The 21,164-nt window shown below is 71.2% G+C and carries 17 protein-coding genes; 5 read left to right on the top strand and 12 right to left on the bottom strand.

Annotated features, from left to right (window positions below; all coding sequences use genetic code 11):
- Positions 1–41: 41 nt before the first annotated feature.
- The 6 genes from ACH4SP_RS06875 to ACH4SP_RS06900 all read right to left on the bottom strand — a co-directional run bounded on the left by ACH4SP_RS06875 (position 42) and on the right by ACH4SP_RS06900 (position 8,026).
- A complete protein-coding gene (locus tag ACH4SP_RS06875) occupies positions 42–1,148 on the bottom strand; it encodes a M16 family metallopeptidase (RefSeq protein WP_398410557.1) in 1,107 nt (368 codons plus the stop codon).
- A 160-nt stretch (positions 1,149–1,308) separates the two neighbouring features.
- Positions 1,309–2,484 carry a M16 family metallopeptidase gene (locus ACH4SP_RS06880; RefSeq protein ID WP_398410560.1) on the bottom strand — a complete coding sequence of 392 codons (1,176 nt, stop codon included), beginning with the start codon at positions 2,482–2,484 and terminating at the stop codon, positions 1,309–1,311.
- A complete protein-coding gene (locus ACH4SP_RS06885) occupies positions 2,481–3,242 on the bottom strand; it encodes a DUF5944 family protein (protein ID WP_398410563.1) in 762 nt (253 codons plus the stop codon). Before ACH4SP_RS06885 ends, ACH4SP_RS06880 begins: the two co-directional genes overlap by 4 nt.
- Before the next feature lie 10 nt (positions 3,243–3,252).
- Entirely contained in the window at positions 3,253–5,628 is a 2,376-nt protein-coding gene (locus ACH4SP_RS06890; protein ID WP_398410568.1) for a TOMM precursor leader peptide-binding protein, read from the bottom strand.
- Positions 5,625–7,163: a SagB/ThcOx family dehydrogenase gene (locus ACH4SP_RS06895; RefSeq protein WP_398410571.1), complete on the bottom strand. Its 1,539-nt coding sequence runs from the start codon at positions 7,161–7,163 to the stop codon at positions 5,625–5,627. The genes ACH4SP_RS06890 and ACH4SP_RS06895 overlap by 4 nt, the downstream gene beginning before the upstream one ends.
- Positions 7,160–8,026 carry a hypothetical protein gene (locus ACH4SP_RS06900; protein ID WP_398410573.1) on the bottom strand — a complete coding sequence of 289 codons (867 nt, stop codon included), beginning with the start codon at positions 8,024–8,026 and terminating at the stop codon, positions 7,160–7,162. Before ACH4SP_RS06900 ends, ACH4SP_RS06895 begins: the two co-directional genes overlap by 4 nt.
- A gap of 280 nt (positions 8,027–8,306) precedes the next feature.
- Here ACH4SP_RS06900 and ACH4SP_RS06905 point away from each other — a divergent pair, with 280 nt between their 5' ends.
- The gene (locus ACH4SP_RS06905) at positions 8,307–9,902 is read left to right on the top strand and encodes an FAD-binding oxidoreductase (protein ID WP_398410576.1); all 1,596 of its coding nucleotides are present in this window, start codon (positions 8,307–8,309) and stop codon (positions 9,900–9,902) included.
- A gap of 10 nt (positions 9,903–9,912) precedes the next feature.
- On the opposite strand, the gene ACH4SP_RS06910 is transcribed toward ACH4SP_RS06905, so the two are convergent.
- The 5 genes from ACH4SP_RS06910 to ACH4SP_RS06930 are packed head-to-tail and all read right to left on the bottom strand — an operon-like array spanning position 9,913 to position 16,227.
- On the bottom strand, positions 9,913–10,461 hold the full coding sequence (locus ACH4SP_RS06910; protein WP_398410578.1) for an isochorismatase family cysteine hydrolase: 549 nt from the start codon (positions 10,459–10,461) through the stop codon (positions 9,913–9,915).
- A complete protein-coding gene (locus ACH4SP_RS06915) occupies positions 10,458–11,336 on the bottom strand; it encodes an aminotransferase class IV (RefSeq protein ID WP_398410580.1) in 879 nt (292 codons plus the stop codon). The genes ACH4SP_RS06910 and ACH4SP_RS06915 overlap by 4 nt, the downstream gene beginning before the upstream one ends.
- Positions 11,330–12,805: an AMP-binding protein gene (locus ACH4SP_RS06920; protein WP_398410582.1), complete on the bottom strand. Its 1,476-nt coding sequence runs from the start codon at positions 12,803–12,805 to the stop codon at positions 11,330–11,332. The genes ACH4SP_RS06915 and ACH4SP_RS06920 overlap by 7 nt, the downstream gene beginning before the upstream one ends.
- A complete protein-coding gene (gene pabB, locus ACH4SP_RS06925; RefSeq protein ID WP_398410587.1) occupies positions 12,799–14,946 on the bottom strand; it encodes an aminodeoxychorismate synthase component I in 2,148 nt (715 codons plus the stop codon). Before pabB ends, ACH4SP_RS06920 begins: the two co-directional genes overlap by 7 nt.
- Before the next feature lie 39 nt (positions 14,947–14,985).
- A complete protein-coding gene (locus tag ACH4SP_RS06930; RefSeq protein ID WP_398410590.1) occupies positions 14,986–16,227 on the bottom strand; it encodes a 3-deoxy-7-phosphoheptulonate synthase in 1,242 nt (413 codons plus the stop codon).
- Positions 16,228–16,516: 289 nt separating this feature from the next.
- Between ACH4SP_RS06930 and asnB the strand changes: the two genes are divergently transcribed.
- From asnB to ACH4SP_RS06950, 4 genes are all read left to right on the top strand, one after another.
- Positions 16,517–18,352: an asparagine synthase (glutamine-hydrolyzing) gene (gene asnB, locus ACH4SP_RS06935; protein WP_398410595.1), complete on the top strand. Its 1,836-nt coding sequence runs from the start codon at positions 16,517–16,519 to the stop codon at positions 18,350–18,352.
- A gap of 15 nt (positions 18,353–18,367) precedes the next feature.
- Positions 18,368–19,069, top strand: coding sequence for a methyltransferase (locus ACH4SP_RS06940; RefSeq protein ID WP_398410598.1), 702 nt, complete (start codon positions 18,368–18,370; stop codon positions 19,067–19,069).
- A 27-nt stretch (positions 19,070–19,096) separates the two neighbouring features.
- The gene (locus ACH4SP_RS06945) at positions 19,097–20,038 is read left to right on the top strand and encodes a diiron oxygenase (protein ID WP_398410601.1); all 942 of its coding nucleotides are present in this window, start codon (positions 19,097–19,099) and stop codon (positions 20,036–20,038) included.
- Between the two features lie 91 nt (positions 20,039–20,129).
- Entirely contained in the window at positions 20,130–20,657 is a 528-nt protein-coding gene (locus ACH4SP_RS06950) for a hypothetical protein (RefSeq protein ID WP_398410604.1), read from the top strand.
- A 91-nt stretch (positions 20,658–20,748) separates the two neighbouring features.
- Here the strand turns inward: ACH4SP_RS06950 and ACH4SP_RS06955 are convergent, their stop codons facing one another.
- A complete protein-coding gene (locus ACH4SP_RS06955; protein WP_398410607.1) occupies positions 20,749–21,159 on the bottom strand; it encodes a winged helix-turn-helix transcriptional regulator in 411 nt (136 codons plus the stop codon).
- Positions 21,160–21,164: the final 5 nt, after the last annotated feature.

Below are 21,164 nucleotides of genomic sequence, written 5' to 3' on the forward strand. Positions count from 1 at the left end.
GGCAGGACCCCACAGACCGCGGTCGAGCGATGCCTCCCCCGTCATCGCTCGGCCGCACCCACCGTCCGTACCTCCAGCAACGTGTCGGGAGCGAGCAGGTCCCTGGCTACGGCGCTCACCTCCGCACCGCTCACCGCGGCCAACGCCGCCGGATAGCCGTCGAGTTCGGCGGGACCCAGGCCCGCCGCCCGGTAGGCGGTGAGCCGCTCGGCCAGGGCCCGCTCCGACTGGAGCGCCCGATACCGCTGGATGATCAGCCGTTCCTTCGCCGACCGCAGCAGCTCCGGCGGTACGGCGTCCCGGCCGAGCCCCTCCAGCGCCGCGCGCACGCACCCGGCGACCTCGTCCAGCGCCTCGGGCCGGCATCCGGCGAAGCACATGCCGTAGCCGCCCTCCGCGAGTTCCCGGCTGAACGCGGCGAGGGAGTAGGTCAGCCCGCGCTCCTTGCGCAGCAGCCGGTCGAGGATCCCCTCCCTGCCGCCGAGCAGGGCCCAGGCGAGATGCAGGGCGGACTTCCGTGCGGAGGACAGCGGGACGCCCGGGGTGCCGAGGAGGTAGTGGGAGCGCGGGCCCTCGACGGGGACGGTACGGGAACCGGGGGAGAGGACGGTGCTGACGGGCGCGGGTGCCGGGTGCTCCGCGAGCAGTTCGGCCGTCGCCGCCGCGACCTCCTGGGCACCCGCCTCCCGGACGCGGCGCACCCGCTCCTCATGGACGACGCCGTACCGGTGCCGGTCGCCGAAGAAGGCCCGCCGGACCACGTCGGAACGGCGTTCTCCGGAGGACAGCCGGGCCAGGCACTCGGCGCGCAGCCGGTCCAGCAGCCAGGGGTCCAGGGCCGGCGCGTCCCGCCGGAACCACTCGGGCAGCGCGCGCAACGACTCCCGTTCGGAACCCAGGACTTCGACGGTCACTCCGGCGAGGTCGGCCGTCACGACAGGTTCCACCCGGCAGACCACCCCCTGGGTCCGCGCGGCCACGGCCACCGCCCGCGCCCACCCCGCGGCGACCAGGGGCGCGGCGAGCAGGGCCGGCCGGGAGACCCCGGCGAGCGGGACGGCCAGACTCGCCGCGGCGACGGAGCCCGCGGGGCTGTCGGGCCGGGCGAAGAGGAGCTGCGGCACAGCTGCCGCGACGCGGTCGTTCATCTGCGCTCCTCCGTTGCGACGCGGTGGTGCATCTGTGTGTCCTCCGTTGCGACGCGGTCGTCCACCGGTGCTCCTGCGCCTGTGCTGCGGTCGTCCACCGGTGCTCCTGCGCCTGTGCTGCGGTCGTCCACCGGTGCTCCTCCGCCTGCGCTGCGGTCGTTCATCCGCACTCCTCCTCGAACCAGCGTCGCCACTCCGCGAGCACGGCGGCGACCTCCTCCACCGAACGCGTGGCCAACTCGCCCGAGAGCGGCTCGGCGTACCGCCGCGCGACTGCCTCGACGTCGCCCTCCGCCCGCAGCCGGGGGATGAGCACCGCGGCCCGCAACCAGTCCGCCCCGCCCGGCGCGGTGAGCCGCACGAGGGTGGCCGACAGGGCCTTGAGCAGCGCCTGGCGCGCCGGCTGCGACCCCGGTGCCGTCATCAGGGCCCACACGCACCACCAACCCCGCAGGGGCAGGGTCTGTACGACGAAACCCGTCGCTTCCCTGACCGCGTCGCAGGCGAGGACAGCGGCCGCCGAGGCGAACCCCGGACGCGTCACGGCGACCCCGGACACCGGCCCGAGGGTCACCGCGGCCCCCTCCGACGCGGGCCGTACGGGCTGGCGGGGCGCGGGGCCGGGCCGCCCCGGCCCCCACTGCGCGACCGTCGCGGCCACCTCGGGCAGCAGCTCGGCCGGGCGGTCCGCCACGATCACGAGGGTCGCGCCCTGCAGCCCGTACCACTTCCGATGGGCCTGGTGGAGCCGCACCGGGGTGAGCGAGTCGAGCACCCCCTGACTGCCCAGCACCGGATGGGCGCAGGGGGTCCCCGACCACAGCGTCCCGAGCAGCGCTTCCCTGAGCCGCCAGGCGGGCTCGGCGGAACGTTCCGCGCGCTCCTCCCGGATCGCGGTGACCTCCGCTCCCAACTCATCGGCGGACACGGCAAGTTCATTGAAGATCCGGCCCAGGGCCGTCACCGCCGTGACCGTGTCCGCCCGGCGCACCACCGTGTCGTACACCGTGGCCTCCCGGCCGGTGCGCGCCGACGTCCGCGCGCCGTCGCCGACGAGGCCTCCCGCCAACGAGCTGCGCACGACGAGGTGTTCGAGCGCGTGGGCCAGCCCTTCCTCGCCGGGCGTCTCGTCGGCGCTGCCCACCGGCAGCCGCAGCAGGACCGCCGAGAGCGGGGACCCGGAGCGGGGGACGGTGATCAGACGGAGGCCGGACGGTGCCACCCGCAGGACCGTCGCGACGCGGTCCGCGAGGCCGGTTCCGACGGGGTCCGCGAGGCCGGTCGCGACGGGGTCGGCGGCGCCGGTCCCGACGTGTTGTTCCGGAGTGCCGGTCACGACGCGGTCTGCAGCGTCACCAGCGTCTGCGCCAGGAAGCGGTCCTGTTCGTCCACCGCGATGAGGACCCAGTCCCCGCACGCCAGCAGGGGGTTGTCGTCGAGCGGCAGGTCGAGGCGGACCTCCGGCCGTTCCGGCGAGCAGGTCAGCTCCACGCGCTCGATCCAGCCGATGCCCTGCCGGGCGAGGACCACCGTGGTCGGTTCGGTGAGGTCCGTCAGGCCGACGGTGAAGCGCAGGACCCGGCGGCCGGTGTCGTCCACGGTCTCCTCCAGGTCGGCCCGGCCGAGGCCGAGCGGGGAGACGTACCGCTGGGTGAAGGGGTACGGGACGGTGCGGCCGGCCCTGTCGAAGACGATCGCGTGCACCGCGAGCAGCCGGTTCTCGGCGTCGTACACCGAGGCGTGGCAGTAGTCGCGGTCCCGGCCGTCGAGGAGCACCAGCAGATCCGTCGTGACCTCGGGGCTCTCCGGAGTCACCACGTGGAAGCGCTCCCGGGTCTCCTCGACGTCGACGAAGAAGAACTTGTGGGTCAGCATGGCCGGTCCTTCGAGGCCGTCGACCTTGGAGGAGAAACGCAGCCGGACACCGGAGCCGACCGCCTCGGCGGACACCGAGCAGTGGACCGGCGAGTGCTCCGGCGGCAGACAACGGCTCGTGAGGTGGCGGCGGTACGCCTCGGGGATCAGGGAGGTGGAGTCGAAGTCCTCCTTGCGGACCATCGCCAGGGACGGGACGGCGACGAAACGGGCTGCCATGGCAGATCTCCTAGGGAAGCGGGTGCGGATACGGGTTGTCGGGCGCCGAGTCGAAGCCCAGCTTTCGTACGACCGTGTGGAGCCGGGGGTTGCCGAGCAGCCGGAACCGATGGGCGCCGGAGAGGTGCTGCAGCCCCGGCACCAGCACCCGGACGACGTGCACGCCGAGCCGCCGGGCGTCGGGGGTCGTCAGGTCGACGACGTAGGTGTGCAGACCGATCGAGGAGAGTTCCTTGACGATCAGGTCGACGTCGTCCGCGGCCGCCGGATTGATGCCGCTCGCGGCCACGGCCGGGTCGACGCCGTCCGTCGCGGCCGCCGGGCGGGTCGGACGGTCGCAGGGCGTGGGCACGGTCGGGTGGACGAGATAGCCCGCGCGGGACCGCAGTTCGGGGTGCCGGGTGTAGAGGATGGCGTGCTTGTTGAACTCGTCGACCCGGTCGAAGTCGGAGGCGGCCTCGAAGCCTTCGTACGCCTTGACCAGACGCCGTACGTACGTCAGCCCCTGGGCGGCCTCCAGGAACGCCTTCTCGACGGCCCGGACGGGGGAGCGGCGGCAGGCGGCGCCGAAGGAGAGGACGGGGCCGCCGGCGCCGCGGTGGTCCATGACGGCGACGACGACCGGCGGGGTGAGGTCCAGGGACAGGTCGTAGAAGGAGACCCGCCAACTGGTCGCACCGGACAGGTGGTAGCTGACCTGCGGCGAGGCGGCGACGACCTCCTCGGGGACCGGGCGCGGCGGCAGCCGGTGCAGCCAGGAGACCGAGAGGGCGTCCCGTTCGACGATCTCGCTCAGGCCGCCGAGGACGGCGTCCTCGAAGGTGGGCCCGGCCGCGAGGCCGGTGGAGATCGACGGCGCGATCGGCGTCTCCTCCTTCGCGCGCCGGTAGTAGAGGTACACCTGGGAGGCCGGCACCCAGCACGGCACACCGTCCGCCCAGCGGGTCGCGCGCGCCCAGCGCACCCGGGTGTCCTCGGCGAACGGTGCGAAAGGGAAGCCGGGGGAGGCGTACTGCTCGGCGGAGAACAGCCCGAACGCGCTCGGTGCGACCGCTTCCTCGCCCAACTGCGCGTACGACGCCGTCCGCAGTCGCGACGAGCGGTACAGCCCCGCCGCGCAGCGCTCCAGGGACTCCCCGATCGTCGCGTTCAGCGCCTCCTTCTTCGCGAACCCGGCGCCGCCGTTGCGGACCACACCCAGGTTCGGGCGCAGCAGCGACAGGTCGGGGGAGGTGCTGCCGGCCAGATAGATCGGCGGCCCGCTCTCGGCGCGGCGCACGGAGACCGTGTGCACGGCGCCGACCTTGTCGTCGACGGCCGCCGTGAGCGGCGCCGCTGCTGCCGCACCGGCGGTCCTGCGGTCCTCGGTCCCGGCGGTTCCGGCGTTCTCGCGGTCCGCGCAGACCGGGCACGTCGGCACCGGCAGCAGGAAACGGGTGGTCTCGCCGCCGTCCTCGTCCAGCCACAGCAGTTCGTCGGCCGGGTCGTCGGCGGGCCGTTCAAGACGGGCCGCCGCCCGCCGCGCCACCGAGGAGGCCAGCCGGGCCGCGGTCCAGGGCGGCACCCGCCGGTCCAGGGCGGGCGTCCCGGAGGCGGCGAGGGAGGTGGTGCAGGCGCTCCACACCTGCCCGTGCACGGAGTTGGAGAAGATCCGGGTGCGCAGGCAGGCGAAGCAGGCGACCGTCCGGTCCGGCGACCACAGCGGACCGGCGAACGCGCCGCCGTCCGGGAGGAGGCCGTAGAAGAGACAGGGCAGGCCCTCGCGCACGCACCGCTCGTTGACCGCTCCGGCACGCGGGTCGAAGAGGGACGCGGTGGAGACGATGAGCAGGTCCGCAGCGGAGTGGAACGGATCGGCAGCGGAGCCACCCGGGTCGGCAGCGGAGCCACCCGGGTTCGCAGCGGAACCGTCCGGGTCCGCAGCTCGACCGTCCGGGTCCGCAGCGGAGCGGGGCGGCCGCGCCGAGTCGCCGAGGTCCCGCACCTCCACCCGCGTCCGCCGGAGCACGGCGACGAGGTCGCGGGTGAGTTCGGGCGGTCCGTACACCGCGACGGACCCGAGGGCAGGGAGCCGGGCGTTCTGCGCGTACTCGACGATCCGCTGCTGCCGCAGCCCTTCGAGCAGCTCCAGGACCCGGGTGCGCGACACCTCGGGGGAGAGGGCCGCGGCGATGTCGGCGGCCCTGACCGGTTCGGCGAGCCGGGGCAGCAACTGGTCGGCGAGCAGCCGCAGTCCGGTGCCGCGCAGCCGGCGCACGCCGTCCGGCGACTCCACGAAGCCGCTGTGGTCGTCCTGGACGTGCAGCCGCACGTCGGAGGCGAGCCGGACGACACTGTCCTCCCCGACGGCGCTGTCTTCCCCGATGGCACTGTCTTCGCTGATCATGCGCGGGCCTCCCCCAGGAGAGTCAGATGGACGACGGCGTCGTCGGTGCCGTTCACGCCGACCAGCCGGTCGAAGTAGTCGTCGACGAACCCGGCGAGCGGATGCGCCACCAGACCGAGCGCCGCCGCGGCGGTCACCACGCTCTGCGCGACGTGGCCGCACTCGATGAGCGCCATGCGGTAGCCGCGCTCCCCGTACTTCCACCGGCCACGGCGGAACGCGGCGACGAACACCACCACTGCCGCCGCCTCCGCGACCCGCCCGGAGTAGCCGGTGTGCGCGGCCATGTCCTCGAACGGGCGCTCCCCGTCGACGAGTTGGAGAACTCGGCGGCCCGGGTGGACGTAGTGCACGCCGGGTGCGAGACCTTCGACGTTCCGGGCCAGTACGAAGAGGTCGTACGAGCACAGTCCGCCCGCCGACGGCGTGGCCCGCAGCGGCAGTTCGACCCCGTCGGGGGCGCGTGCGATCCCGGTGACGCCGACGGAGAGCTCCAACACCCGTGCCAGATCGGCGAGTTGCATCGGAGCGCGGCTCATGGGTGCCGCCGAGCGCCGGTGTCGTACCGCCGTGTCCAGGGGCAGCAGGGGGCGGGCGCCCTCGACCGGCCACGGCTGCTCGGTCCGGGTGCGGCCGTAGTCGCGGTACGGGCGGGTCAGCGCGCGCCGGGTGTCCGGGGTCAGGCGGTCGACGTCGACCGGGGGGAGCGTGCGGAACGCGGAGCGGATCTTGGAGTTCTCGTGGAAGGTGCGGGAGATCCGGACGCGTTCGGGGTCGCAACCGAGGGAGAGGTCGACGGGTGCGAAGCGGCCGACGGGCTCCTGCCGGGGAGCGACCCCGGGCAGGCGGCACTGTACGACCGTGCCGCCCGCACCGCTGTGCACCGTCCGCATCTCGGCGCCGACCGGCTCGTCCCACTCGCCCTCCGGGACGCCCTCGACCTCCCCGACGAACTCCGGGTCCTTGCCCGGCGCGCTCCACCGGTCCTCGGCGGCCAGCGTCAACACCCCGTCCAGTGCGCGGCCGATGGCGCCCCGGACCGTCGTGTCGCAGCCGAAGGCGCGGATCTCCCGGTCGTTCCGCCGCAGGACCGCCCCCACCCAGGGGGCCAGGCCGTCGCGGCCGTCGCCGTACAGATGGCAGTCGAGGCGGACGTCCCACGCGGGATGCAGGGGTGAGCGGACGGTGTCGGACCAGGCGGTGAGCCGGCGTGCGGTGGCGGGAGGGGTACGGCGTTCCAGGGCGTCGTGGCGGGCGTCGTGCGCGGCGGCGTCCGCGGAGGCCGCGGCTCCGATGCCGTACGTCTCGCCGCCGAGCCGCAGCTGCGCCGCGCGGGCCGCCAGGCGTCTCAGGGCGGTCTCCGGGTCCTGGCTCGCCGTCAGGGCGAGCAGGGGGACCGCCGCGCCCGACGGTTCCAGGCGCGGGGTGCGGTGCTCGGCCGGGACCAGGGCGTACGCCGTGCCGAGGAGCCTGGCGGGGAGGGGGTAGGGCCGTACGGCGAAGCCGAGGGACTCGATCAGGGTGTCGAGGGTCATGGGGCCACCCACTCGCGGGCGGCGGGGGCGTGGGCGGCGCAGTCGGGACAGAAGGGGTCGCGCCAGGTGGTGACCGAGGACTGCTCGCCGGTGGACGCGTCGAGCGTGGTGACCCGGCCCCAGGCGTGTTCCGCCCCCATGGGGAGCAGGCTGCGCAGGGCGAGATGGGCTATGAGGCCGCCGGTCCAGTGCAGACAGCCCGACTGGAGGGTGGCCCATCCGGCCGGGCGCGGCGCCGAGCGGGCCGGGTGCGACGGGAGGTGACAGCGCAGACAGCCCGACTCTCCGACGCGCACCCAGGGGCCGATCCGGACGCGCTGGGCGCCGAACAGCACCGGTAACCAGTCGGTGCCCTCGGCGCACAGCCGTCGGTTGGCCGTGGCCAGATTCGCCTCGTCGGACGCGGCCACGATCCGCAGGGCCGGGTCGGGACCCGTGAGGCTCAGGCCCTGTTCCGTGAGGAGGTGCGACCAGACGGAGACGATCTCTTCGGGCCCCGACACCGCAATGCGTTTCGCACGGAGATCCGCGAATACCCGGTCCGGGTCCTCGGCCCGCCTGCAGATATAGGAATACAGGCGGCGGCTCGGCTCGTCGACGACGCAGGCCTTCTCCCCGGGAAACAGGAGAATTCCCATGTCCCGGAACCGTTTCACGAACGGCGCCAGCCGCCCCGCGTCGTCCGCCGTCAGCTGCCGCAGGACCGGTGCGCCGCGCCGGAGCTTGGGCACGACCTGCGTCAGTACGTCCGCCAACTGCCGTACGGCGTCCGGGTCCGCCTTCAGTACGTAGGTGCGCGGGCCGACGTCGATCTCACAGCTTCCCGGCCCGCGCAGCCGAAGGCCGACGTCGGCGGCGGCCACCGCCACCGCCTCCATGAGGTCGGAGCCGGCAGGATCGGCAGAGCCGGAAGGACCGGAAGAGCCGGAAGAGCCGGAAGGACCAGAAAGACCAGAAGGACCGGAAGAATCAGGGCGATCAGAAAGGGAGGAGTGAGACACCCGGTCAGCGTAGAGCCCATCGGGAATTCTGGCCGACCCTGATTTCCCCAGTTCCTTACTACGGAATTCCTGGATAGGGGACTCAGATATTCCGCTGTTCAATCAATCCCGTCTCATTCATCGCGGGACGGGGGAACGGAACATGGAAACGATCAGTCGCAGGGAGATGCTGCTCGGCGCGGGCGCAGCCGTGCTGGTGCCGGGGCTGGCAGGGCTGGGGCTGCCGGGACTGCCGCCGGGGAGGCCTCCGGCGCCCTGGGGGCGGTTGGGCCGGCGGCTCAGGGGTCGGCTCGTGACCCGCTCGGACCCGGCCTACGCGACGGCCAGGCAGCTCGACCTCGCCCAGTTCGACACGGTCGCCCCGAGGGCCGTCGCCTATTGCGCGAACCCGGGCGACGTGGCGCTGTGCCTGGCCTTCGCGCAGGACCACGACCTCCCGTTCGCGGTGCGCAGCGGCGGCCACAGCTACGGCGGGTACTCCACCGGCCGGGGCCTGGTCGTCGACGTGTCCGGCATCGGTGCGGTGGCCGTCGAAGGGGCGGCCGTGCGGGTCGGCACGGGCGCCCGCGCGGTCGACGTCCTCGACGCGCTCGCGCCGTACGGCCTGGTGCTGCCGGGCGGGGCACGCGCCACGATCGCGGCGGGCGGGTTCGTCCAGGGCGGCGGCATCGGGTACCTCACCCGCACCCTCGGGACGGCCTCCGACCGGGTCGTCTCGGCGCGGGTGGTCCTCGCGGACGGCCGGACCGTCACCGCGTCGGCGCGGGAGCACCCCGATCTGTTCTGGGCGCTGCGGGGCGGCGGGGGCGGGAACTTCGGGGTCGTCACCTCCTTCACCATGACGCCCGCGCCCGTCGACGTCGTCCGGGTGGCGAGCCTGTCGTGGGACTGGGAGCACGCCGTGGACATGCTGGACGGCTTCGCCCACTGGCTGGTCGGTGCCCCGCGGACGGTGGGCGCCGCGGCCGTGGCCGTACTCGGTGACGCCGCGCCGGGCACCCGGCCCTTCGCGGGGCTGGTCCTGATGTCCACCGGCGGTGCGGCGCGGCTCGCCGCCGAGGTGGACCGACTGCGGGCGCACTGCGGTCCGCCGTCGGCCCGTGCGCTCACCTCGATGCCGCACCGCGCCTTCATGAGGGCGACGTACGGCTGCGCGACCCTCACCGCGGGCCAGTGCCGCCGCACCCCCGCCGGCCGGCTCCCCCGCCCGGCCTACGGCCTGGTCCGGGGGCGGCTCTTCGACCGCCCGGTGCCCCGCGCGGCGTGGGAGCGCGCCCTGGCCGTCTTCGACCTCGCCCGGGTGGCGGGCCAGACGCACAAGCTGGAAGTCCTCGCCCTGGGCGGCGCCGCGAGCGACCCGGCCCGTACCGACACGGCGTACGTCCACCGCGACGCCCTCCTCTGCACCAACTTCCTGAGCGTCGTGAACGATTCCCCCGTCAACGCCGAGGCCGGGCGGGCGGCCCGCAGGTGGGCCGACGCGGGCTTCGCCGCCATCGACCCCTACGCGGACGGCGAGACCTACCAGAACTTCATCGACTCGTCCCTGCCCGGCTGGCGCCATGCCTACTACGCCGAGAACTACCCCCGCCTCACCGCGGTCAAGTCCGCCTACGACCCGCACGGAGCGTTCCGCTTCCCCCAGGGCATCGGCCGCGGGGACACCGAAGCGGACGCCAAGGCGGACGCCGACACGGACGCCAAGGCGGACGCCGACACGGGCCGTCGGACAGCTTGAGGACGTCCACTCAGGCCGTCGGGGACGAGTGGTCGGACCCCAACAGGGAGCGCACGGTGGTCAGTTGCTCGGAGCCGACCAGCCGTGCGGCAAGCGCGAGCCCCGCCTCATGGGCCTCGGCGCCCATGTACGTCTGACTCGCGTCGGTGACGATCTGCGGCCTGAAGCCCTGTTCGAAGGCGTCGACGGCCGTCTTCAGCACACACATCTCGGTCGCTATCCCGCAGATCACGAACTCCGTCCACTCGCGGAGCCGGACCAGCTTGTCCATTTCCCCGGTGAACGCGGAGTACTGCGCCTTGTCCACCACGGCGACGGAGTTGGCCGCGTGGTCCGTGAGTTCGGCGATCAGCTCGTTCTCCGGAGGTTCCCGAAATCCGGTCCAGTGCATGAGCCGCTCGTAGGGTGAACCCGGCGGGTTGAAGAACCGGGTGAAGACGACATCCCGCCCGGTGCGTTCCCAGTGCTCGACCAGGTCGACCACCGTGGGCACGACGGAGGCCGTCTCCGGGGTGATGAATCCGTTCTGCATGTCGACGACCACCAGGACTTCGGTCACTGCCCCACCCCGATGCTCTCGCTCTCGCCGGTCAGCCACTTCTGCCATTCGGGGGCGAGGAGGGCAGGACCCGGCCGGCCGGACGTCCCCAGCCAGGACCTCACCGGCCTGATGCCGTGCAGCGCGTTCACCAGCCACACCTCCTTGCCCTCCAGCTCTTCCACCGGCACCTGTCGCTGCGCGATCGGAACTCCGAGCCGCGCGGCCCGTTCCTGGATCACCGCCGTGGTGACTCCGCCCAGCACGGGCAGTTCCGGGGACGGAACGCAGAGCCGGTCCTCGTCCCACCACAGCACGCTCGCGTATCCGCCCTCCAGGACCACGCCCGACTCCGTGGTGAGAAGCGCTTCCTGTGCTCCCTTCTCCAGCGCCCGCCCGCGCAGCGCGCCGAGTGCGTCGAGGTCGGGTCCCTTCAGGTGCGGAGCCGTCCTGGGATCGGCGGTGTCCGCCACCCACACGGTCACCGGCCCGCCCCGGGCCGGGGCCGGCCGGACCCGTAGACGCAGCACGTCCGGCTCCTCGGCGGACAGCTCCACGCGTGGGAACCAGTCGCCGGCCAGGGGGAGTTCGTCGACGGCGGCCCGCCAGAACGCCGCCGCGGTCTCCTGGGACACGCTCCCCACTTCGGCACAGCCCCGCAGGAACCGTTGCCGGTGCAGGTCGATGCGGCGCACACGGCCGTCGCTGAGCAGCCAGGAGTCGGCCAGCGACAAGGATGACTGTGCGGTGCGGGTCGTCCGGTCCGTCGGCAGCAGGGAGCCGTCCCGCCAGCTGAGCACCTGCTCCTGCGCCTGTTCCTCCTGCATCTGTTCCTCCTGCGCCTGTTCTTCCTGCGCCTGTTCTTCCTGCGGGGGCAGGGCCACTTCGATCACCACTTCCCGCTTCTGAGGATGTGCCTGCGCAGCTTTCCGTTGGGCGTGCGGGGAAGCGCGTCCACCAGGTGCACGACGCGCGGGACCTTGTGGGGCGCGAGCCTGCCGCGCGCCAGGGCGACGAGCTCGGCGGGCAGCGCATCAGACCGGCCGGCCGGATCCCCGGGCACCACGAAGGCGTGCAGCTGGGTGATGCCCCGGGCATCCGCGAGCACGGCCACGCCGACTTCCTTCACCGCCTGATGATCGTCCAGCACGGCCTCCACCTCCAGCGGGGAAACCGTCACACCACCGACCATTTCCATGTCGTCGTCGCGACCGACGTGCCGGTACGCCCCGTCCTTGCCCCGCACCACGCGGTCGTGGGTCGCGAGCCAGCCGTCCACCAGCGTCCGAGCCGTGTCCTGGGGCCGGTTGAGGTATTCCGCCAGCACCGTGGGACCGCTGACCCACAGGTCGCCCTCGACCTCGTCGGCAACCGGGCTGCCCGACCCGTCACGCACTTCGAGCCGGTATCCGGGTACCGCGCGGCCGATCGTACCGGGCCGGCAGAACTCCACTCCGTTGGCACAGAACGCGTGGCCGACCTCGGTCGAGCCCAGCTGGTCCAGCACCGGCGCGGACAGGAAATCGGAGATCCGGCGGCCCAGGCCGGGACCCAGGTTCTCGCCCGCCGACACCGCGGCACGAACGGTGGCGAACACGGCGGGGTCACCACTGCTGATCAGGTTGGCGTAGGCGGACGGCACGGCGTAGAGCACGGTGACGCCGCGCCGTGCGACCGCTTCACGCACCGCCCCCGGCGTCTGCCGGTCGCCGAGCAGCACGACGGAGGAACCGGTGAACAGCGGGATGGCGAAGGCGTTCCCGAACCCGTAGGCGTAGAACAGCTTCGACAAGGACAGGCCGACGTCGTCCGGACCGATGCGGAGGACCTCTTCGCCCACCGCACTCGCATAGACGGCCACGTCCCGGTGGCGGTGCGGCACGCCCTTGGGGACACCCGTCGTCCCTGACGTGTACTGCACGTAGAGACACGCGTCGGGATCGAGCGACCGGGGCCCGGTGGCCCGTGCGTGTTCGGCCGCCGTCATCAGCGTCCCGATGTCCAGCACAGCGGTGCCGTCGAAGCCGCCCGCCCGTTCCGCCGTGGTCACCACCAGCGCCGCCTTGCAGTCGTCGACGATGAACCGGTGACCGTCGGCGGTCAGGTCGGGATTGACGAGGACCGCTCTCGCGCCGAGGGCCGCGGTGGCGAGGAACGCGGTGATCCACCCGATTCCGTCGGGAAGCGCGAGCACCACGTGGTCGCCCGGCCTGACCCCGTGGTCCGCCAGGACCGTCGAGGCCCTGGCGGCCGACTCGTGCACCTGCCCATGGGTCCAGGTGCGCTCGGCGGTGTGGACCGCGGCGCGGTCGAGCCAGCCCGATCGGGCGGCCCGCTCGGCCAGGTCGGCAACTATGTTCACCATTGTCCAGTCCTTGTCCGTCCGGCCCCTGTCGGTTCGGCGTCCGGCAGTTCCGCCGGCCGCTCGGCCACTGAGAACAGCGCACGCAGCGGCGCCGCGGCCTTGAGCAGCACCTCCGCGTACTCCTCGGCCGGGTCGGAATCCAGCACGATCGCTCCGCCGGCACCGATGTGCATCATTCCGTCGGCGAAGACCACCGTGCGGATGACGATGTTCAGATCTGCCGTGCCGTTGCAGGACAGGTAGCCCAGCGTTCCCGAGTAGACACCGCGGGCCTGCGTCTCCAACCCGTCGATGATCTCCATGGTCCGCAGCTTCGGAGCCCCGGTCATGGAGCCGCCGGGGAAGCAGGCGCGCACGCAGTCCACCGCGTCGGTTCCCGGCCGGAGTCTGCCCCGGACCGTCGAGACGAGCTGGTGGACCGTCGGGTAGCTCTCGACCGCCATGAGCTTGGGCACATGGACACTGCCCACCTCGCAGACCTGTCCGAGGTCATTGCGCAGCAGGTCGACGATCATGAGGTTCTCGGCCCGTACCTTGGCGCTGTCGGCCATTTCGCGCCTGAGCTCGGCGTCCTTCGACGGCACGGCATGGCGTGCGGCCGTTCCCTTGATGGGCTTGGACTCGACGACGCGCTGCCGGTCCAGCTTCAGGAACCGCTCGGGTGACGAACTGGCGATCTCCACGTCGCCGAGCCGCAGGAAGGCGGCGTACGGCGCCGGGTTGTACCTGCGCAACCGCCGGTAGAAGTCGAAGGCGTCGTCGACGGCGGGGAGTTCGGCGGCGTTGGTCAGGCAGATCTCGTAGCTCTCTCCCGCCACGAGCGCGTCCTTGCACCGTGCGATGTCGTCCAGGTACTGCTTCCGGTCCCGGACCAGCCACGGCTCGACCAGCGCCTCGTCCGTGGCCTCCGTGGTCCTCAGCCGCAGGGGTTCGGCGGGCGGGAGTTCGCGCAGGGACGCGAGTGTGTCGTCGAGCCAGTGGTTGGCGGACAGCTCGCCCTCCACGCTGTTCTCGGCGAGGCACAGCAGATACGTCAGACACTCGTGGTGGTCCACGACGACGAGCCGGTCGGCGAACAGCCAGCCGGCGTCCGGTGTTCGGGCCCGGTGACGGCCGGGCGAGGCGGGGCCGCCGTTGAGTTCGTAACCGAAGTAGCCCACGTAGCCGCAGGCGAAGTCGAACGGCAGCCCCGCGTGGTCGACCCGACGCTCCCGCAGCTGGTCCTGGAGGTAGTCGAGAACGTTGCCGGGGACGCGAAGGGGAAGCCGGCCCTGCCGTTCGACGTGCACCACTTCCTCGGCGCTGTCGTACCGCACGGACTCGGCCAGTGGGCCGCTGCCGTCACCGAGGAAGGAGAAACGGCCGCGCCCGGGGTCGGTCTGGGCGCTGTCCAGCCAGAAGGCCCGGGAGGAGTCGGCGAACAGGTGGGAGAAGGTCGACTCGGTGTCCACGGTGGACTCGAAGAGGCTGACGTGCAGCCGGTACTCCGGGTGGGGCGGAACCTCGATGTCCGGCGCGGCCGGGCGGCGTGGCCGTGAGGTGATCGGCATCGGCCGCCCCCGGTGCTCGGCCGTGAGGTCCCGGAAGTTGGCGATGAGCTCGGGCCCGAACTCGGTGGCTATCGACTCGGGGTGGAACTGGACGCCCCACAGCGGTCGCAGCCGGTGTCTGAGCCCCATCAGTACGCCGTCCTCGGACCAGCCCATGCCTTCGAGTTCGTCGGGCAACGGTTCCTGTACGCACCACGAGTGGTACCGCACCGCGGTGAAGTGCTGCGGCAGCCCGCGGAAGAGGTCCTGCCCGGTGTGCCGGACGGTGGTCAGATGGCCGTGCCGGGGGGCCGGGGCGGGCACCACCTCGGCCCGCGAGCCGAGTGCGATCCCCTGGTGCCCGAGGCACACGCCCAGCACCGGCACGTTCGCCTCGGCCAGAACGCGCGCGGAGATGCCGAAGTCCCGGTCCCTGCCGGGGTGTCCGGGGCCGGGGGAGATGACCACGTTGTCGAACGTGTCCCATTCCAGCGCGCCGCTGCCGGGAGCGTCGTTGCGCACCACCGTCGGCTCCTCGCCGTTGACGACGGCGAGCAACTGGAACAGGTTGTAGGTGTAGGAGTCGTAGTTGTCGATCAGCAGAGTCCTCATTCGAGGCTGTCCTCCCAAGCCGTGTGCCCGCCGTCCGGATCAGTGACGGGCAGCCAGATCCGCCACCGCTTCGGCCATGTGCATCGCCTGCGCACCGTTGAGCCGGGGATCGCACAGCGACCGGTAGCCGCTTGCCACCGCACCTTCGCCGGCCGGGCCGCCGGGGCCCACGCACTCGGTCACCTGGTCGCCGGTGACCTCCAGGTGCACTCCACCGGGCCACTGCCCGGCGCGTCCCAGGACCTCGAAGAACCCGGTGAGTTCGTCGAGTACGTCCCTGGTGTGCCGGGTCTTGATCCCGTCGGAGGTGACGACCGTGTTGCCGTGCATGGGATCGCAGACCCAGGTCACCGGGTGGCCCGAACGGCGTGTCACGGCGACGAGCTCCGGGAGCCGTTCCCGGACCCACCGCGCACCGAGCCGGGCGACCAGCGTGAGCCGACCGGGCCGCCGGTGGGGATCGAGGCGCTCGCACAGCTCCCGCAGGTCCTCGTCGCGGATGCCGGGGCCGACCTTGCACGCGACGGGATTGCTCACGGCCGACAGCAGGGACACATGGGCCCAGTCGGGCTGTCTGGTCCGCTCGCCGATCCACGGCAGGTGCGTCGAACCGGCGAACCACTCGCCCGTGACCGGGTCGAACCGGGTGAGGGGCTCCTCGTAGTCGAGCACCAGGGCCTCGTGGCTCGTCCAGAGGCGGCCCTGCCCCGTCGCGGCGTCGAGCCGGTGCAACCGGTCCAGCACCATGCGGGCGCTCTGGTACGCGGCGAGCATGCGGAAGGGGTCGGAGCTCCTGCTCCGGGCGTCGGGCTCGGGCCCGTTGACCAGCAGACCACGGAAGACCGGCAACACCGCCCCGTCCACCGTCTCCACGGGCTGCGACCGGGGTTTGGCGAACTGGCCGGCCACCCGCCCGACGGTCAGCACGGGGAGTTCCAGCCGTGCCGCGACGGTGTCGGCCATCCTGTTGATCAGCCGGTGGTCGCTCTCGGCGCCGCGCACCGCCTGCCTGCCGAAGGGTTCCGCGCAGGCACCCGCCTGCAGCAGGAACGCCTCGCCGCGCTGTACCTGGGCCATGCGGACGAACAGGTCCCCGACCTCGTCGGCGCCGACCAGGGGCGGCAGCGCCGCCAACCGTCGGCGGACGGCGAGAGCGGTGGCCGGATCCGGCCAGTCGGGCTGCTGGGCGGCGGGCAGGGAGCCGGCGGTGGGCGACGTCTTTAACGTGGTCCTTTCCCGTGCAAGGGACCGTTGTTCTCCGATGCGGGTCGAGATCGGCATAAGGCGTGCCACTGTTCCCTTCTTCCTGCATTTGGGCCTTGTGACGCAGGCCAAAGATTATTGGAACATCCCGTTCAATCCGGATTCAAGTAGGTACTTTGAGGTACGCGAAAGGCGTTGGTCACGCACCTTGAGGTACGTAGTTGTGCGGCTTCACTCGCGCAGGTACTTTCCTCACTTAAAGCGTCCGCAATGGCGGAATTCCCGGTCATGCGCAGGCCGCTCGCCGTACGGCGTTACGAGGCCGGCGGCAGGCCGGCGACCAACGAGCTTTTCAGGAGGACGGCAGATGTGCGGTGTCGCCGGATGGGTCAGTTTTCGACAGGACCTCTCGCACGAGGAGAATGTCCTCGCGGGAATGACCAACTCCATGAGCTGTCGCGGCCCCGACGCTTCCGGGCAGTGGCTGTCGCAGCACGCGGCCCTCGGGCACCGGCGGCTGTCGATCATCGATCTGCCCGGTGGGACACAGCCCATGACGGTGGATACGCCCGGAGGGCCCGTCACCCTCAGCTACAGCGGTGAGACGTACAACTTTGTCGAACTGCGCGACGAACTGTGCAAGCGCGGTCATAAATTCCGGACCAGGAGCGACACCGAGGTGGTGCTGCGCGGATACCTCGAATGGGGTGCCGCCCTCGCGGAACGCATGGTGGGAATGTGCGCCATCGCGGTGTGGGATTCCCGGTACGAACGGCTCACCCTGATCAGGGACCGCATGGGAACGAAGCCCATGCACTACTACGAGACCGACGGCGGCCTGCTCTTCGGTTCCGAACCGAAGGCGATTCTCGCGCACCCCGACGTCAAGCCCGTCGTGGACCTGGAGGGAATGCGGCAGCTCTTCAGCTTCTTCACGTCGTCCGAGAACGCGGTATGGGCCGGCATGAAGGTGATGACGCCCGGAACGGTCATCGAGTTCGACCGCAACGGGCTGCGCGAACACACCTACTGGCAGCTGACCGCCGAGGAGCACACCGACGACCTGGACACGACGGTGGCCCGGGTGCGGCAGATGGTGGAGGACAACGTACGCCACGAGCTGGTCGCCGACGTGCCGCTGGGCCTCCTGCTCTCCGGCGGCCTCGACTCCAGCGCGCTCGCGGGGCTCGCCAGCCGGCACCTGACCGCCAAGGGGGAGCGGGCCCGTACCTTCTCGGTGGACTTCCCGGGCCAGAGCGAGAACTTCCAGCCCCACGAGATGGCCGACTCCGCCGACGCGCCGTACGCCAAGGAGATGGCCGCGCACATCGGTTCCGAGCACCACGACATCGTGCTCGACCACCGCAGGCTGTCCGACCCCGAACTCCGGCGCTCTGTGGTGGCGGCGTGGGACCTGCCCTGGGGCATGGGAGACATCAACGGCTCGATGTACCTGCTGTTCAAGGCAGTTCGCGAGCACGTGACCGTGGCGCTCAGCGGCGAGGCCGCCGACGAGATCTTCGCCGGCCACGTCTGGCACCAGTCGAAGGCCGCGAGGTACGGCAGCACCTTCCCGTGGCACACCACCTGGCTCAAGCGGGTCGACTGCTCCGCCTACCTGACGGGCGATTTCAACGCCGCCCTGGACTCCGAGAACTACACGGCCGACCGCTTCCGGGAGGCAGCCGCGCGCGTGCCGTACCTGGAAGGCGAGGACGAGGAACAGCGGATGTACCGGCGGTCGCTGCACCTGGGGCTCAACCACTTCATGCGGGTGCTGGAGGACCGCGTCGACCGGATGGCGATGGCGGTGGGCCTGGAGACCAGGGTGCCGTTCTGCGACTACCGCCTGGCCCAGTACCTGTACAACGTGCCGTGGACGATGCAGACCTTCGACGGCAGGGAGAAGAGCCTGCTGCGCGCCTCGGTCAAGGACGTGGTGACCCGGTCGGTGGTGGAGCGCCGCAAGAGCCCCTACCCGTCCACCCAGGACACGCAGTACTGCGCCGCACTGCAGGAGCAGGTCAAGCTCCTGCTCAAGGAGCCGAACAGCCCGGTGTTCGATCTGTTCGACCGGGCCAAGCTCGCCGAGGCCACCCAGCTGGCGCCGCAGCAGATAGCCGGCGCCCCGCGAGCGGCCTTCGAGAAGGTCCTGGACCTGGCCGTGTGGTTCGAGATCCGCAACCCCGAACTGCGGTACTGACCGCGAGGAGCAGCAGTGAGCGACGAGCTCAGCCTGACCCGGGGCTACAACCTGCTCCGGATGAACGCGGACACCGAGAACCGTGATTCCACCTTCACCCTGGGCGGCCGCGAGTACGAGCTGCTGGAGGGGGTCTTCTCACCGACTCTCTGCCCGTCCACGGAGATCTACGCACGGTGGCTCCGCTACCCCGCAGGCGGCAGTTTCCTGGAGATCGGGGCAGGAGCCGGCGTGATCTCCGTGACCGCGGCCCTCAGCGGCTGTGCCCGGGTGACCGCGCTGGACATCAACGAGACGGCCGTCGAGAACACCCGGCGGAACGTGGTGCGCCACGGTGTCGCCGACCGGGTGCAGGTGCTGCACAGCGACATGTACTCCGCACTGGACCGCCAGACACGCTTCGACCTGGTGTTCTGGAGTTCCAGCTTCATCGAACCCTCGACGGGCTTCGCGCACGAGACCCCGCTGCACCACGCGATATTCGACCCCGGATACGTCATGCACCGGGAGTTCCTGCGGTCGGCGGCCGACCATCTCGTGCCCGGCGGCCGACTCCTGCTCGGCTACAGCAACATGGGCAATCGCGAACTGCTCACCGAGGCCGCCGACGGCGCAGGACTGCGGTTCGAGCAGATCCACGCGGCACCACACCCCCAACTCGCCGATGTCGAATACCAGTTGCTTGAGTTCCATGCGGCAGAGCGGTCTGTCGGCTGAGAACAGAATGGAGACGGGGCGGATCCCGTGAACCAATCAGAAGAATCCGGCTACCGTCCGCTCTTCCAGCAGTGGGACAACCGGTCCTGGGTGCGATCGAAACCGCGCAGGACCGGAGCGTTCGCGAGTGAACTGCACTATTTCTCGCCCGACCTGTGCCCGCTGTTCGCCCACCCAGAGGTACGGGCGGCCCCGGAACAGGTCCGGGAGGAGATTCTGGTGCACTCCCTCTACGTCTATCTGGAGTTCACGGTCCAGCTCGAACTGGGGCCGGTGAACGAGACCTGCCTCATGCTGCACAGACCGGACTTCTGCCCGTGGCTCTCCGCGGAGATGAAGGAAGACCTCCTGCGCATCTACACCGACGAGGCGGCGCACGCGGAGATGTCGCACACCCTGCTGGCGACCGTCCGGGACCACACCGGTGTGGAACCGATCCCCCACCGGCCGTTCTTCCTGCAGGAGCTCTCCCGTCTGTACGCGACGGAACTCCCGGTGTACCGGCCCCTGGTGAAGCTCTTCTTCTCCATCGTCTCCGAGACGTTGATCACCGGGAGCCTGACCAAGCTGCCGAAGGATCCCTCGGTGCAGCGGGTGGTACGGGAGCTGGCCGCCGACCACGCCATGGACGAGGGCCTGCACCACGCCTACTTCCGACGCCTCTTCAAGTCGCTCTGGCCGAAGATGCCGGCCCCGCTCCGGACCAAGATCGGGGTCGTTCTGCCCGAGATCATTCTGGCGTTCCTGCGCCCGGACGAAGCCGCGATGACCCACATGCTCGCCGGACATCCCGACGTCTTCGAAGATCCGGCGCGCGTGGTGACCGAGACCGTGGAACTGCCACGCGTCCGCCAGGGCGTCGTCGACAACGCGACCCCCACGCTGCGGATGCTGGCGCAGGAAGGCGCGTTCTCCGACCCGGCGATCTCCGCGGCGTTCGACAAGCACGGTCTGCGCCGGAGCGCATGACCCATCGGCCGGGGGCGTGCGGAATCGGGCATGTTCCCCCTCGGGCCGGCCGCCGCGCCGCCGTCCCGACCCGCAGAGGCAGGAGACCGTGGTGATCCACGACTACATACTCGCCCTACTGTCCGCACCGCCGGCGAACGCCGGGGAGTTCGCCCATGTGCAACCGGCGTTGTGGATGGACAACCTGCGCAGATGGCTCGACCGCGCGGCCGAACTGGACCACAGCTTCCGCTTCGATGAACCCGTACAGGACCAGGACGGCAGGCGGCTCCGTCTGACGACCCGCCTGCCCATGGCGTCCACCACGGATTTCGTGCTCCACACCGCGGCCGACTTCGACAGGCCCACTGCCTCCCGCGCCGCTCCGCCGGACTGCGACCTCGTCGTCCACTTCGCGTGCGTGGCGGATCGGCCCGCCGCACCACAGGCACAGCCGCAGGAACATCCCTGCACGCCGTGGGCCGGCCGCCAGGGGTTCCTCGTCGTGGAGCCCGGCTGGGCGGCAGCCGTGCTCGTGGCGCACTCGGCCCCGCTGTTCTGGGGCGCTTCGGCGCGCGAGGAGAGCAAGTCGCTGCTGGACAGTACGTACCCCGGAGTCGGCGGGGCAGAGGGCCGGTGAAGCGCGACCGCCGGGGTGTCGGCCGGCGGTGAGGAGCAGGCCTGATGACCGGCGGTGAGGAGCAGGTCCGCGGCGCTCCACCGTGCGCGCCCTACTTCCTCATGAGTTCCATCTCGCGCTTCGTCCAGTCGAAGTAGGTTCGCGCGCTGGATATCTTCTGCTCGTGCTCGTCGAGCCATTCCCGGACGCCGTTGACGAGTTGGAGCAGGGTCGTTCCCAGTTCGGTCAGTTCGTATCCGATCAGTCTGTCGGCGGAATTCTTCGACGAAGTCAGGGGACCTCTGACGTACCCGTCGCGCTGAAGCTTGTGCAGTGTTTCGATGAGCACCTTGTGATTGATTCCTTCAAGCCGCCGGGTGAGCTCGTTGAATCGGCGTTTCCCGCCGTCTAACTCGACCATGACGTCGAGCGACCACCTTGCGGAAAGCGTGCACAGGACTTCCTTGATGGGAATCTCCGTACATTCCTGCACCGGCACTGATTCATGCATGGACTGTGTCACTGGGA

This window comes from Streptomyces sp. NPDC021093 (assembly GCF_044333135.1).
Taxonomy (GTDB): Bacteria; Actinomycetota; Actinomycetes; order Streptomycetales; family Streptomycetaceae; genus Streptomyces.

What these genes read in the sequence shown, in the direction of transcription:
- ACH4SP_RS06895 (WP_398410571.1), bottom strand. Translation starts at nt 7,163, where the DNA reads ATGACCCTCGACACCCTGATCGAGTCCCTCGGCTTCGCCGTACGGCCC.
- ACH4SP_RS06920 (WP_398410582.1), bottom strand. Translation starts at nt 12,805, where the DNA reads ATGGTGAACATAGTTGCCGACCTGGCCGAGCGGGCCGCCCGATCGGGC.
- ACH4SP_RS06875 (WP_398410557.1), bottom strand. Translation starts at nt 1,148, where the DNA reads ATGAACGACCGCGTCGCGGCAGCTGTGCCGCAGCTCCTCTTCGCCCGG.
- asnB (WP_398410595.1), top strand. Translation starts at nt 16,517, where the DNA reads ATGTGCGGTGTCGCCGGATGGGTCAGTTTTCGACAGGACCTCTCGCAC.
- ACH4SP_RS06890 (WP_398410568.1), bottom strand. Translation starts at nt 5,628, where the DNA reads ATGATCAGCGAAGACAGTGCCATCGGGGAAGACAGCGCCGTCGGGGAG.
- ACH4SP_RS06885 (WP_398410563.1), bottom strand. Translation starts at nt 3,242, where the DNA reads ATGGCAGCCCGTTTCGTCGCCGTCCCGTCCCTGGCGATGGTCCGCAAG.
- ACH4SP_RS06905 (WP_398410576.1), top strand. Translation starts at nt 8,307, where the DNA reads ATGGAAACGATCAGTCGCAGGGAGATGCTGCTCGGCGCGGGCGCAGCC.
- pabB (WP_398410587.1), bottom strand. Translation starts at nt 14,946, where the DNA reads ATGAGGACTCTGCTGATCGACAACTACGACTCCTACACCTACAACCTG.
- ACH4SP_RS06930 (WP_398410590.1), bottom strand. Translation starts at nt 16,227, where the DNA reads ATGCCGATCTCGACCCGCATCGGAGAACAACGGTCCCTTGCACGGGAA.